Annotated in this window: 13 protein-coding genes; 6 read left to right on the forward strand and 7 right to left on the reverse strand. The window is 72.4% G+C overall.

Annotated features, from left to right (window positions below; translation table 11 throughout):
- Nucleotides 1–60 precede the first annotated feature (60 nt).
- Both IEZ13_RS01170 and IEZ13_RS01175 read right to left on the reverse strand, forming a co-directional pair.
- Nucleotides 61–1101: a S1 family peptidase gene (locus IEZ13_RS01170; protein ID WP_183215743.1), complete on the reverse strand. Its 1041-nt coding sequence runs from the start codon at nt 1099–1101 to the stop codon at nt 61–63.
- Nucleotides 1102–1320: 219 nt separating this feature from the next.
- Complete coding sequence (locus tag IEZ13_RS01175) at nt 1321–1845, reverse strand: winged helix-turn-helix domain-containing protein (protein ID WP_183215744.1); 525 nt, start codon at nt 1843–1845, stop codon at nt 1321–1323.
- A 297-nt stretch (nt 1846–2142) separates the two neighbouring features.
- Here IEZ13_RS01175 and IEZ13_RS01180 point away from each other — a divergent pair, with 297 nt between their 5' ends.
- A complete protein-coding gene (locus IEZ13_RS01180; RefSeq protein ID WP_183215745.1) occupies nt 2143–2625 on the forward strand; it encodes an NADPH-dependent FMN reductase in 483 nt (160 codons plus the stop codon).
- Nucleotides 2626–2629: 4 nt separating this feature from the next.
- Here the strand turns inward: IEZ13_RS01180 and IEZ13_RS01185 are convergent, their stop codons facing one another.
- The 4 genes from IEZ13_RS01185 to IEZ13_RS01200 are packed head-to-tail and all read right to left on the reverse strand — an operon-like array spanning nt 2630 to nt 5737.
- The gene (locus tag IEZ13_RS01185) at nt 2630–3259 is read right to left on the reverse strand and encodes a response regulator transcription factor (protein WP_183215747.1); all 630 of its coding nucleotides are present in this window, start codon (nt 3257–3259) and stop codon (nt 2630–2632) included.
- The gene (locus IEZ13_RS01190; protein ID WP_183215749.1) at nt 3256–4410 is read right to left on the reverse strand and encodes a sensor histidine kinase; all 1155 of its coding nucleotides are present in this window, start codon (nt 4408–4410) and stop codon (nt 3256–3258) included. Before IEZ13_RS01190 ends, IEZ13_RS01185 begins: the two co-directional genes overlap by 4 nt.
- 5 nt (nt 4411–4415) lie before the next feature.
- Nucleotides 4416–4841: an ABA4-like family protein gene (locus IEZ13_RS01195; protein ID WP_183215751.1), complete on the reverse strand. Its 426-nt coding sequence runs from the start codon at nt 4839–4841 to the stop codon at nt 4416–4418.
- A complete protein-coding gene (locus IEZ13_RS01200; protein ID WP_183215752.1) occupies nt 4838–5737 on the reverse strand; it encodes a hypothetical protein in 900 nt (299 codons plus the stop codon). The genes IEZ13_RS01195 and IEZ13_RS01200 overlap by 4 nt, the downstream gene beginning before the upstream one ends.
- Nucleotides 5738–5848: 111 nt before the next feature.
- Between IEZ13_RS01200 and IEZ13_RS01205 the strand changes: the two genes are divergently transcribed.
- The 5 genes from IEZ13_RS01205 to IEZ13_RS01225 all read left to right on the forward strand — a co-directional run bounded on the left by IEZ13_RS01205 (nt 5849) and on the right by IEZ13_RS01225 (nt 11368).
- Complete coding sequence (locus IEZ13_RS01205; protein WP_229794391.1) at nt 5849–7276, forward strand: hypothetical protein; 1428 nt, start codon at nt 5849–5851, stop codon at nt 7274–7276.
- Complete coding sequence (locus tag IEZ13_RS01210) at nt 7273–7818, forward strand: nucleotidyltransferase family protein (protein ID WP_268240062.1); 546 nt, start codon at nt 7273–7275, stop codon at nt 7816–7818. The genes IEZ13_RS01205 and IEZ13_RS01210 overlap by 4 nt, the downstream gene beginning before the upstream one ends.
- Before the next feature lie 193 nt (nt 7819–8011).
- The gene (locus IEZ13_RS01215; RefSeq protein WP_229794392.1) at nt 8012–8815 is read left to right on the forward strand and encodes a pectate lyase; all 804 of its coding nucleotides are present in this window, start codon (nt 8012–8014) and stop codon (nt 8813–8815) included.
- Between the two features lie 1079 nt (nt 8816–9894).
- Nucleotides 9895–10479: an isochorismatase family protein gene (locus IEZ13_RS01220; RefSeq protein ID WP_183215756.1), complete on the forward strand. Its 585-nt coding sequence runs from the start codon at nt 9895–9897 to the stop codon at nt 10477–10479.
- Between the two features lie 7 nt (nt 10480–10486).
- Nucleotides 10487–11368, forward strand: coding sequence for a GlxA family transcriptional regulator (locus IEZ13_RS01225; protein ID WP_183215758.1), 882 nt, complete (start codon nt 10487–10489; stop codon nt 11366–11368).
- Here IEZ13_RS01225 and IEZ13_RS01230 read toward each other — a convergent pair.
- A complete protein-coding gene (locus IEZ13_RS01230; protein WP_183215760.1) occupies nt 11365–12957 on the reverse strand; it encodes a DUF6194 family protein in 1593 nt (530 codons plus the stop codon). The genes IEZ13_RS01225 and IEZ13_RS01230 overlap by 4 nt on opposite strands.
- Nucleotides 12958–13006: the final 49 nt, after the last annotated feature.

The raw sequence follows: 13006 nt of genomic DNA on the forward strand, positions 1-13006 counted from the left end.
GCCCGTTCCGGCCCGGCTCTGTTCGGAGAGCGAACGGTCGCTTCACACCGGGCCGTGGGATCAGAAGACCGAGACCCCGTACGCGCTGAGGGCCTCGACCACCGGCTGGAAGTAGGTCACGCCACCGCTGGTGCAGTTGCCACTGCCACCGGAGGTGAGACCGTGCGCGGTGGTGCCGGAGTACAGCGAGCCGCCGCTGTCACCGGGCTGCGCGCAGACGGTGGTGCGGATGAGCCCGGACACCGACCCCTCGGCGTAGTTCACTGTGCTGTTGAGCGCGGTGACCCGGCCGGAGCGGGTGCCGGTGGTGGAGCCGCGGCGGTAGACGGTGGCGCCGACGGCCGGGGTGGCCGCCGAGGTGATGTCGACCGAGGTGCCGACGCCGCCGGTCTTGGTGATCGTCGTGTTGGTGTAGCGGACGATGCCGTAGTCGTTGCCGGGGAAGCTGCTGCCGGCGGTGGTGCCGAGCGTCGCCGAGCCGTTGTTCCAGGACGACGTGCCGCGGGTGCAGTGGCCGGCGGTGAGGAAGTAGTACGTGCCGGCGCTGTTGCGCACGTTGAAGCCGAGCGAGCAGCGGCCGCCGCCGGAGTAGATGGCGTCGCCACCGGAGATCTTGATGGTCATCTTGCCCGGGACGGACTCGATGCGGGCGGCGTCACCGAGCTTCGCGACGGTGGCCTGGACGGCGGCCAGCTTGGCGCCGGTAACCGTCTCGTCGACGCTGACGATGACCTGGTTGCTGACCGGGTCGATGGCGAACGCCGTACCGGGGGTCTTGAGGTTGACCTTCAGGCTCTCGTCGGCGGCCGCCAGGGTGGCGCCGCTGCGGGCCACGTAGCGGGCGGTCGCGCCGGCCGCGGTCACCTCGGCGGCGGTCGCCGCGTCGGTCACGTTGACCACGATCTTGCCGGAGGCGTCGATGTATGAGCCGGCGTCGCGGGCGCCCAGACGGGCGTCGAGGCCGGAGGCGAGTGCGGAGGGGGCGAAGGACGGGTCACCGGCAACCGGGGCGGCCGTCGCGGGTGAGGCGGCGAGTCCACTGGCGACGAGGATGCCCGCGGCCAGGCCGACGATCGGCCGGCGCAGCTTGGGGTTGAGCACGGTTCCTCCCTGGGGGAACGGGGGTGGCACGCCGGTCCGGCGCGCCCGTGCTCGCAAGTATTTAAATTGATCTATCTAATTGCAAGACATGTGAACGATCACCGATTGCCGGTCAACGGCACTCTGACCAGGTAAAACGATCGCGTCATACCGTGGGCCTATAACCCTTTCGGGATGAACGTCGCTGACCGGCACGGCACCAACATCGACACACCGGCGTCACCCGTGGTCGACGACGGTGATCCCGGCGTCGTCGGCGAGGCGGTAGCCCAGGCCGTACACCGTGGTGATCAGCTCCGGGTCGTCGAGCTTGGTGCGCAGCCGGCTGACGTGCACGTCGACCGTGCGGTTGGTGGTGTGCCGGTGACCCCAGACGTGGGTCAGCAACTGAGCACGGCTGAACACCTGACGGGGGTGCCGGGCCAGGAAGAGCAGCAGGTCGTACTCCAGGCGGCTGAGCTCGAGCGGGCGGCCGCCACGGAACGCGGTCCGGGCGAGGGGGTCGAGCCGGAGCCCGGCGGCGGGCACGGCGACCGGCTCGTCCACCTCCACCGCGGAGGCCGCGTGCACCAGCTCCCGCAGCGCGGCGAGCACCCGCTCCCGGCCACCGGCACCGCCCGCGATGCTGATCGTCACGGTCACCGGCTCGTCGGCGCCGGCCTCCGGCGGCGGGTCGGGCACCGGGCGGAGCAGGACCGGGCGGGAATACGTGCTGTTCGGATGGGCAACGGCGAGAGCGGACACGACGGGCTCCTTCCCAGGGGAACGCCCCCCGAGTGCGGGTGGCGCAGCGTAAGGATACATTTCCTATCTGCTAGATAGGTATACCCCCCGCGGTGTCCGGCGTCATACCCCCAGGGATCAGCACACCCTTATCCCTCGCCACAAGATCACTGCCTGACTGATCTCCGCTTCGCCGTCCGGCGCCGGCGCGATAGTGCGAATTTCCTATTGAAACCCTAGAGTATGTGGGAGCAGTGGGAGAAGTGCGATGCCTACCGCTCCCACGCCGGAACCCATCCCCCTGAGAGGCGCACCGACATGTCTGGAATCGTGGTGATCTCCGGCAACCCGCGGGCCGGGTCCCGGACGTCCACATTGGCCATCGCGGTCGGCGAGGCGATCGCCGGGCGGCTCGGGTCACCCGAGCCGCACGTGATCGAGGTCGGCTCGCTCGGCACCGGCCTGCTCACCCCGGGCGACGAGGCGACGAAGGCGGCACTCGCGGTGATCACCGAGGCGAACCTCCTGGTCGTCGCGACACCCACCTACAAGGGCAGCTACACCGGAGTGCTCAAGGTGCTGCTCGACCGACTGCCGGCGCAGGCGCTGGCCGGGAAGCTGAGCGTCCCGGTGGTGACCGCGGGCGTCGCGCCGCAGGCCGCCGCGGCCGAGGCGATCCTGCGACAGCTGCTGGTCGAGCTCGGCGCCATCGTGGTTCGGCCGGGCCTGCCGGTGCTGGAGGCCGACCTGGCCGAGTCCGCCGTGATCGCACAGAAGTACGCGGCCGCGCTGGACTGGTGACCGCTCAGGACCGGTGGGCGAGCAGCGCCAGGCGCACCCGGTTCGGGCTCCCGGTCTTGGTCATCAGCGCGGTGATGTGGGTCTTCACCGTGGTCACCCCGATGTGCATGCGCTCGGCGATCTCGGCGTTGCTCAGACCCTCGCCGACCAGGCCGAGCACCTCCTCCTCGCGGGCGGTCAGCCCGGCCGCCCGGGGGCGGGGCGCCTCCGGGCGGGCGTCGACCGCGCGCCGCACCAGCCGCCGCAGCACTTCCCCGCTGAACGGGCTCTCCCCCGCGGCCACCTGCCGGATCCCGTTCAGCAGCTCGTCCGGCGGGGCGTCCTTGAGCAGGAAACCGCAGGCCCCGGCCTGGAGAGCCGGGTAGAGGTGGTCGTCGTCGCCGAAGGTGGTCAGCACCAGGACCCGGGCCGCAGGCCGGGCGCCGATGATCCGGCTGGTGGCGGTGATCCCGTCGACGCCGGGCATGCGCAGGTCCATGACGATCACGTCGGGCAGCAGGCGGGCGGCCAGCTCGACCGCTTGCCGGCCGTCCCCGGCCTCGCCGACCACCTCGATGCCGTCCGCCGCGTCGCACAGCATCCGCAGCCCGGCCCGGACCAGCCGCTGATCGTCCACGAGCAACACCCGGATCATGACGCCTCCCCGGGCAGCACCGTACCCACCCGCCAGCCGTGCCCGGACGGCCCGGCCGTCAGCACGCCGCCGAGCACCTCGACCCGCTCCCGCATCCCGGTCAGCCCGTGCCCACCGCCGGGCGGCGTCTCCGGCCGCGCGATCCGGGCGCCACCGTCGTCGGCGACCTCCCAGTCCACGTCGGCGCCGGACACCGACACCCGCAGCCGGGCGGTGGCCGACGGGCCGGCGTGCTTGGCGACGTTGGTGAGCGCCTCCTGGGTGAGCCGGAGCACGGCGAGACCGCGGACCGCGTCCAGGCCGCCGACCGCCGGGTCGATCTCGGCCTCCACGATCACCCCGGCCCGGCGGGCCGTCTCCACGGCGCCGTCCAGCGCGGCGGGCAGGGCGGACGGTTCGATCGCGGTCAGGGCGGCGTCTCCCCGTACGCCATCGGGGTCTCGCAGCACCGCGACCAGCCGACGCAGATCCGCCAAGGCCGCGGTCCCGGTCCGATGGACGTCGTCGAAGACGGCGGCCGTCTCCGGGCCGATCCCGGGCAGCACGTGGCGCGCCACCCCGACCCGCAGCACCATCGACGCGACGTGATGGGCGACCACGTCGTGCAGCTCCCGGGCGATGGCGCTGCGCTCGTCGGCGCGGGCGGCCCGCTGCTCCGACTCGGCCCGGCGCATCGCCTGCACGGCCAGCTGCTGGTTGGTCCGCCCGACCGTGCCGAGCAGCACCGGCAGGCCCAGGTTGATGGCCAGGCCGACGATCGCCTCGGTCACCGAGTCGCCCGACCCGGGCAGCCCGAAGATCAGGTAGACGGCGGCGACCGCCCCGGCGCCCACCCCGACGAGGGCGAACCGCGGCGCCCAGAAGGCCAGCTCGCCGAGCGCCCACGCGGTGCCGACCTGGTTGATCGTCGCGTCGTCGAGAATGCTCAGCGCCACCGCGAACAGCGCGGTCTGCACCGTCAGGTTGACCGGCTGCCGGTTGTGCAGCAGCAGGCCGAGCGCGAACGCGGCGATCGCCAGCGCCCACTGCGGACCGGTCGGCGGAGTCTCCGTCCGGCAGGACACCAGCAGGTAGGACAGGCCGCTGAGCTCCAGCAGGATCATCCGCGGCAGTGTGTCGCGAACGTTGAACAGCCGACCCGCCCAGCCCATGCCGATCAGCCTAGGCGCTGCGGCCACTGCTGGCGCACCGCGAGGTAGGCGGCCAGCCCGAGCGGCCCGAGCATGATGGTGAGCAGCAGGATCGGCGTCATCACCAGCGCCGGCACGCCACGCTCCCGGCTGTCCAGGTAGGACCACCGGCCGACGAACAGGTCGAAGGCGATCATGTGGGCCCAGCCGGCGGCCGCGCCGTCCGCGGAACCGAGCAGTTCACGCACCCCGCTCAGGGTCGGGTCGCTGACCCCGGCCCACACCTCTCCGAAGTTCGGCACGACCAGCACCGCGTAGATCGCCACGATCGGCAGGACGATCAGCGGGCTCCGCACGATCCGGTGCGTCCACGACCATCGCGGCAGCAGGACCATCAGTGCCCAGAACGGCGCGGCCAGCAGGAACGTCAGGTCGAACAGCAACTCGGTCACGTCGTCCTCCGGACCACGGCGATGCTCGCCACGGTGGTCACCGCGGCGAGGGCGGCCAGCGCGGCCAGGGTGAGACCATCCGGTTGCAGCAGCGGTTGCGCCCGCAGCGCCTGCCAGGTCAACAACAGCACGAGTACGGCGTACGCGCACCCGATGATCAGCATGAGGCGGGCCCGCGCGCGCGGCACCCAGCCGGTCCACCGTCCCATCGCGTAGGCCAGCAGCGGCAGCGCCTGGAGGGCGTGCAGCCCGACGAAGTGGCTGATGCGCAGGTCGCCACCGACGGTGCTCCAGCCGGTGATCGGCATGCCCGGCCCGCCGTCCTCGACACCGACCGAGTGCGCCCCGATCGCGCCGCCGTCGGTCACCTGCGAGGTCATCAGGAAGCCGAGCCCCATGCCGAGCAGTGAGACGGCCAGGCCCAGCCGGATCGCGTAGGCGGCCACCCGGTCCGGGATCCGTTGCCGCAGCGTCACCACCCCGATCACCACCTGGGCGAGGAACAGCACCATGATCGAGGTGCCCATCGCCGACCAGAGGATCGCGTCGAACGGTGTCGCCACGTTGTAGTGGCTGGTCGTGCCGCGGGCCACCTGGGTCACGATGATCGCGAGCTCCACCACCGCGACGCCGACGATGACGATCCCGGACCATTCGGCCGCGCGGCTGCGGCGGGGCAGGATCGCCAGCATCCAGGCCAGCGTCCAGGCGTAGAGGACGAACGAGACGGCGAACTTGAACGGCTTCAGCCAGATCGGCACACCGGTGAGGATCCGGTCGTCGGCGACGATCCCGACGGCCGAGACGAGAGCCAGCACCGCGGCGGCCGCGGTGAGCCAGAGCAGCGGCCGGTTCCAGCGGGCCGGGCTGCGCACGAGCGAATCGACGGTGGTCATGTCCTCAGGCTCGTCCCGGGAACGGCCCGGATCGCCCGACCGGCGGTCGCTGTGATGGCCGCTGGTCGGAGCCCTTCTCCTACCGGGGTAGGAGGCGGTAATACTGGCGCGGTGGATCACAGCCCTGGCCTGACCGACTTCCCCGCGGACGAGAGCGGACGGCGCAGCAGCATCGCGTTCGGCCGGTCCGTCGTCGCCGACGCCCTGCGCCATGTCGACCCGGCGGCCGCCGCGGCCGCCGAGCGGGAGAGCGACTGGCGGCGCGGCTACCTCCGGCACTTCCGGGCCCTCGTGGAGACCGGTCTGGCCGCCGACGGGTCGGTCGGCTACGAGATCGCCGAGGCCGGGCTGGCGTCGGTGCAGGCCCGCGTCCGGTACCGCCGCGACGACGGCGACTTCACCCTGGCCCAGGCGCTGCTGGCGACGCCGGACCGGCCCCTGGACACGGTCGAGGTGAAGGGCTCCGGCGAGCCGGAGCGGGAGGTGGTCCTGCCGTACCGGGGTGAGCTGCTGCGCGGCGACGGGCTGCGGCGACGGCTGGACGCGTGGGTGGCCGCCGGCGTCATCGAGGACTCGTGCGCCGAGGCGGTCCGCGAGGTGGCCGGCTCCCCGGACTGGCTGGACCTCAGCGACCAGACCCTGGTCGCGCTCGGCGCCGGCACCGAGATGGGCCCGGTCGCCTCGGTGCTCGGCTGGGGCGGCACCGTCGTCGCCGTCGACCTGCCCCGCCCGCACCTGTGGGAGCGGGTCGAGGGGGTCGCCGCGCAGAGCGCCGGGCGGCTGCTCGCCCCGGCCGCCGGCCCCACCCCCGGGGCCGACCTGCTCCGGGACCTGGCAGCGGTGGCGCAGTGGCTGCTCGGCATCGACGGGCGGCTCGTCCTCGGCAACTACGTGTACGCGCCGGGCTCGGCGTACCCGCTGCTGGCCGCCGCCGTCGACGCGCTCGGCACCCACCTGCGGCACCACCGGCCGGACACCGCGCTCGCCTTCCTGGCCACCCCGACCGACGTCTACGCGGTCCCGGCCGCCGCCGTCACCCACGCCCGCGAGCGGTACGCCGCCCGGTCCCGCCGCGCCCGTGCGACCGCCGCCCTCTCCGGTGGCCGTCTGCTGCGCCCCAACTACCCGTGCGACGTGGCCCCCGGCCTCAACGACAGCCTGGTCCCGCAGCAGGGACCGAACTACGCGCTCGCCAAGCGCATCCACCGCTGGCGGGCCACAGTGACCCGGCGGGACGGGGTGGTGAGCTTCGCGGTGGCGCCGCCCACCCGTACCCGGTCGGTGCTCCAGAACCGTCTGCTGGCCGCCGCGTACGCCGGAGCGCACCTCTTCGACGTGGAGACGTTCGAACCGGCCACCGCGAGCCGGCTCATGGCGCTGCTGCTGGTGCACCAGCTCCGCAAACCGCGGGCGGCCTCCCCGGCGGCCTGGCAGGACGAGGCGGCCGGCGCGGCACACGGTGGACTGTGGCGGGCCGCCTACCATCCGCGGACCGCGCTGCCGCTGGCCGCGGTCCGTGGCCTGGTGCTGCCCCGGTGATCGCCGGTCTGCTGCTGGCGGCCGGCGCCGGCCGCCGGTACGGCATGCCCAAGGCCCTGGTCCACCACGGCGACCGGCTGCTCGTGCAGCACGCCGCCGGGGTGCTGCGGGCGGCCGGCTGCGACCGGGTCCTGGTGGTGCTCGGTGCGGCCGCCGACGAGGTCCGGGCGGCCGCACCGGACCTGCCTTCGACGGTGGTCAATCCGGATTGGGAGTCCGGGATGGGCTCCTCGCTGCGGACCGGGCTCGGGGTTCTGGCGGAAACCGATGCGACGGCCGCCGTGGTGCTGCTCGTGGACATGCCCGGGGTCAGCGCCGAGGCGGTCCGGCGGGTGCTGGCACACGCGTCGCCGTCCGCCCTGGCCCAGGGTGGCTACGGTGACCGTCGCGGGCATCCGGTGCTGCTCGGGCGCGACCACTGGGCCGGGGTGGCGGCGAGCGCGGTCGGCGACCGGGGCGCCCGGGACTATCTGCGCGCCCACGACGTGCTGGTGGTGCCGGTCGGAGACGTCGCGGACGACACCGACATCGACGTCAAGTGACCGCACTGTTGCCTAAAATTACCGGCAACCTTTCCGGGCTTTTCGCACACTTAGACAGTAGGAAGCAATTCTGTATTCGCATTTATAGACGGTTACTTAATTGATTCCCGGCAGTTGACAATGCACGCTCCAGCCATTCAGGATGGTCGCGCTCCCATTCCCCGGGGAGCGATTCCCCGACGAAAGGCTTCGCGTGTTCAACAATCTGCGGAAGCGGTGGCGGGCCGGTGTGGTGGCGATCGCCGCCCTCGGACTGGGGCTCGGCGCCGTGGTCTACACGCAGGGCGCCTCGGCCGCGACGTGGCCGTCCGCCACCGGCTCGGTCGCGCTCACCGCCAGCAAGTCGGTGTCCGGCACCCTGGACGGCGGCCTGAAGCGCTACTACGGCAGCGGCGCACTCGGCACCGGTGACCAGGACGAAGGCCAGGACCCGCTCTTCATCCTGGCCGACGGCGCCACCCTGAAGAACGTCATCATCGGCTCCCCGGCCGCGGACGGCGTGCACTGCCTCGGCTCCTGCACCATCTCCAACGTGTGGTGGGAGAACGTGGGCGAGGACGCCGCCACGTTCAAGGGCGGCTCCAGCGCCAAGTACACGGTCACCGGCGGCGGCGCGAAGGGCGCCGACGACAAGGTGTTCCAGCACAATGGCGGCGGCACCCTGACGATCAGCGGTTTCGCGGTCAGCGATTTCGGCAAGCTGTACCGTTCCTGCGGCAACTGCAAGACCCAGTACAAGCGGGCCGTCGTCGTGAAGAACGTGGCCGTCACCTACCCGGGATCGAGCCTCGTCGGCATCAACTCGAACTACGGCGACACGGCGACCTTCTCCGGCATCACCATCACCGGTGACAGCAGCAAGAAGATCTCCATCTGCGTCACCTACAAGGGCAACAACACCGGCGCCGAACCCACCAAGCTGGCCACCTACAAGGGCAGCACCGGCGGCGACGGCACCTACTGCAAGTTCACCACCTCGAACATCACCTACAAGTAGGAAACGGCTCCCGCGGCCGCCACGCCGAAGCGCTCCCCCAGCGCTTTCCCCCGGCGTGAGCAGCGCGGAGCCACCGGTGAGACGGCCGGACCCGGTGCCAGACGGGTCCGGCCTCTCCCATTTCCATTTCGTACGGACGTGCCGAGTCCCGTGGCATCACCGCGACCCGCTGCAACTCAGGCCCGTGCCGCGCCCGCCGGGCTTGAGCGGTCGGTCACCCTCCACAACCGCCCGCCCCACAGGCCGCCGCCCCTCCCACCCACCACGCCGCCGCCCACCCACAGTCCCTCTCACCCCACGGCGCCCCCGTCCCCCTCACCCACCGCGACCCCACACCTCTCACCCACCACGTCCCCCGTCCAGCCACAGTCCGTCTCACCCACGGCGTCCCGTCCCCTCGTCACCCACCCCGACCCCGCCCAGCCACAGTCCCTCTGACCCACCCCGACCCCTGCCCAGCCACAACACCCCATCCACCGCGACCCCTGCCCATCCACAACACCCCATCCACCGCGACCCCTGCACGCCCGCAACACCGCACGGCCGAGACGCCTCTCACCCACCGCGACCCCGCACTCTGAGGCACGCCAGGCACCCATCGCGCGCCTCACTGCCGTAACGCCGCTCACGCGCCCGACCCACTGCGGCTGGCACCACCCCAGCATGCGCGATCTTGGACGATCGGCCACCCTCAACGGTGGTGGATCGTCCAAGATCGCGCATGCACGGCGGGGGTAGCGGCTGGCACCGCCCGCCCGGCGCGATCTTGGACGATCAGCCACCCCCAGCGGTGGGAAAACGTCCAAGATCGCGGGCGCGGAAGGGGGAGCGGGAGCGGGAGCGGGAGCGGGAGCGGGAGCGGGAGCTTGTTTTGGCTTTGGCTTGTGGGTGGTTGTTTTGGGGTCTTTGGCAGGAACGCCCGGGGGCGGACGACGGCCTGGACCGGACGCCTGGCCGGCCCTTCGCCGCCGGTGTTTCTCCCCAGGACCGTACCGTCGCATTTGTTGTTGACCGGATCGTTCCGGCCTGGGGCGAGATGGTGTCTGCCGCGCGGGGTGCCGGCGGCGTTGGATCGGGGTATGACCAACGCGCTCGTCGTGATCGACGTTCAGGAATCGTTCCGTGCCCGGCCGCTGTGGGCGACGGTGAGCAACCCCGATGTGGTGAAGAAGGCCGGGCAGCTCGTGGACGCCGCCCGGGCCGCCGGTGACCGGGTGATCTGGGTGATCCACGCCGAACCGGGAACGGGTGGCGTCTTCGATCCGGAGAGCGGCTACGTGCGGGTCGTCGACGACCTCGCGCCCGCCGCCGATGAGCCGGTACTCACCAAGACCGTGCACAACGCGTTCACCACGACCAACCTGCAACACCTGCTCACCGTGGCCGGGGTCCGCTCGGTCACGGTCTGCGGGCTGCGCACCGAACAGTGCGTGGAGACCACCGCGCGGGTCGCCTCCGATCTCGGGTACGAGGTGACGTTCGCGATCGACGCCACCGCCACCTTCCCGATCCCGCACCGCGACGCCCCCGCCGAGCGAGGCGTCGAGGAACTACTGGCCGACCCGCGTACGCTGTCCGCGGAGGACGTGGTGACCCGCACCGAGTACGCGCTGGCCGGCCGTTTCGCCACCGTCCGGACCGTCGCGGAGATCATCGGGGAGTGACCGGATCGTGAGCACGGTGCTGTTCGTCCTGACGCCGCAGGTGCACCTGCTCGACCTGGCCGGCCCGGCGCAGGTGTTCTCCACCGCGCCGGGCTACCGGCTCCGCTACGTGGCCGAGGAGACTCCCGTGCCGACCTGGCAGGGTGTGCCGCTCGGCGCCGACCTCACCTGGCCCGGCCTGACCGCCGATGATCTCCTGCTGGTGCCCGGCTGGCGTGACGGTCACGGCTGGTTCGCCGCCCCGACACTGTCCCGGATCGCCGAGCACCACGCCCGCGGCGGCACGGTGGCCAGCGTCTGCGCCGGCGCCGACGCGCTCGGCCGGGCCGGCCTGCTCGACGGGCGCCGCTGCACCACCCACCACGGCCTCCAGGACCGGCTGGCCCGCCGCTATCCGGCGGCCACCGTGGTGCGCGACGTCCTGTACGTCTGCGACGACCGGGTGGTCACCTCGGCCGGCATCGCCAGCGGCATCGACCTGGCCCTGCACCTGGTCGCCCAGCGCCACGGCCCGGCGGTCGCGGCCCGGGTCGCCCGCGAGATGGTGGTGTACGGCCGCCGCAACGGCGACGAACGCCAGCACAGCGCGATGCTGCGCCACCGGGCCCACCTGAGCGACGTGGTCCACCGGGTGCAGGACCGCATCGACGCCGACTTCGCCGCTGCGCTGCCCCTGGCCGACCTGGCCGCCGTCGCGGGCGTCAGCGAACGCACCCTGACCCGCCTGTTCACCTCGGCGACCGGGCGTACCCCGCTCCGCTACCAGCAGCTGCTCCGCGTGGAGCGAGCCGAGTACCTGATCGGCCACGGCGCGACGGCCGAGTCCGCGGCCCGTGCCGTCGGCTTCGCCGACGCCCGCATGCTGCGCCGCCTGCGCTCCCGCGCCTAGGACTCCCCGCCCCGGCGCCGCTCGCGGGCGGCGGACCGCGCGCGGGCCCGGCCGACCAGGCGTTCCACCTCGTCGGCGGTGGCCGGGCCGGGGTCGACGACGCTGACCCAGCCCTGCACGGCGTAGGCCGGATGTGGGATCAGCGTGTCCGCCTCCGCGAAGTCGATCTTCTCGCTGTGTGCGGCGAACTCCTCCGGGCCGTAGCCGAACAGGGTGCGGAACTCGTCCCGCCCGACCTCGATGTTGAGCCGGTGACGGCCGTCCCCGGAGAGCCGGGACCGTTCGTCGAAGTCGGGCACGTCGGCGTGGACGATCGTGGCGAACGGCCGCATCCGGTCCTCGCCCGCGAAGAAGAACCGGTCACCCCAGGTGAAGGATGGCATCTCGGAGCCGGGTTCGATCCGGGTCTCGGTCACGCCGGGCATCCCGCTGATCCGGGCGGCGACGGCCGCGCCGGGCCCGTGACCGATGTGCAGGATCGCGTCGCTCGCCTCGACGATCCCGGTGGACAGCGGGAAGTGGCCGAGCAGGTCGGTCCGCCGCTCCCGCAGGTCCTCGCCGGCCGGCGGTGGGAGCAGCGCGGTCTCGGCGCCGAGTCGTTCCTCGTAGGTGCCGGTCTCCGGTCGCCCGAGCCCGGCCGGGGCGCTGGCGCCGAGGCTGCCGGCGACGAAGACGTACCGGTCGCCGAGCAGCGCCGAGACGATCGAGCCGGCGCCGGCCCACTCGGCGGCGTGGTCGACGCCCTCCCAGTGGGTCTCCCATCGGCTCGGGCCGCGCTGGAGGTGGGTGTTGTGGGCGGCGACCAGCACCGGGCCGCGGTCGTGTTCGACGGCGAGGATGTCGAGCAGGTTCTGCGCCATGATCGCGTCACGCGCCCCGAGCAGGCGGCCGATCCGCTCCGACTGGGTGCCGGGCACTGCCATCGCCGCGTGGTAGGTGAGCAGGCCGACGGCCGTGGTGGCGAGCACCTTCGCCCGGTGCCAGGCGGCCGGGGAGGTGTCCGCGACGAGGCGGGGCGCGTGGGCGTACAGGAGAGTCTTGAAGTCCTCGGCGATGCCGCGAAGCGCGGCGGCCTCCGGTGACCCGCCGGGTGATCGCGCCGCGTCGTACATGATCTCCGGCGCGGTCCAGCGGGCGTCGTCGCCGATCAGGCGATCGAGGTCGGGCGCCGGGACGCCGAGGTATTCGCGCAGCTCACGAAGGTATTTTCCGGGGCTGGGGGCGGCCTCGATCTCGGTCGGGGCGTCGAAACCGTGGAAGGCGACGCGCTCGTGCGGCGGCAGCTTCCCGTTGTGGGCGCGCAGCCAGTCGATGAGTTCGCGGGTCGCCGGGTGGTCGCCCCAGCCGTGGCTGATGCCGGTGCTCAGGTCGAGGTCGTCGCGGCGGCCGCGCACGTAGTCGTCGACCGCGAGCCCGGCGGCCCGGTCCGACTCGATCGCGATGGACCGGAACCCGTGCCCGGCGAGCGTCTCGAGGATCCGGTTGCGCAGGCGCGGGAAGGCCGGTTCGGCGTGGTAAGGCTCGCCGAGCGCGAGCAGCTGCGGCCGGCGCCCGGAGATCAGGGACTGGAGCTCGGTGTCGAAAGCCATGACCTCAACCGTATCGTTGAACCAGCGGTTGAAACTTTCCTTCGATCTA

It is taken from the genome of Actinoplanes campanulatus, from assembly GCF_014647795.1.
GTDB lineage: Bacteria > Actinomycetota > Actinomycetes > Mycobacteriales > Micromonosporaceae > Actinoplanes > Actinoplanes campanulatus.

Coding starts and splice junctions, on each gene's coding strand:
- IEZ13_RS01180 (WP_183215745.1), top strand. CDS start 2,143: ATGTCTGGAATCGTGGTGATCTCCGGCAACCCGCGGGCCGGGTCCCGG.
- IEZ13_RS01185 (WP_183215747.1), bottom strand. CDS start 3,259: ATGATCCGGGTGTTGCTCGTGGACGATCAGCGGCTGGTCCGGGCCGGG.
- IEZ13_RS01190 (WP_183215749.1), bottom strand. CDS start 4,410: ATGGGCTGGGCGGGTCGGCTGTTCAACGTTCGCGACACACTGCCGCGG.
- IEZ13_RS01200 (WP_183215752.1), bottom strand. CDS start 5,737: ATGACCACCGTCGATTCGCTCGTGCGCAGCCCGGCCCGCTGGAACCGG.
- IEZ13_RS01220 (WP_183215756.1), top strand. CDS start 9,895: ATGACCAACGCGCTCGTCGTGATCGACGTTCAGGAATCGTTCCGTGCC.
- IEZ13_RS01230 (WP_183215760.1), bottom strand. CDS start 12,957: ATGGCTTTCGACACCGAGCTCCAGTCCCTGATCTCCGGGCGCCGGCCG.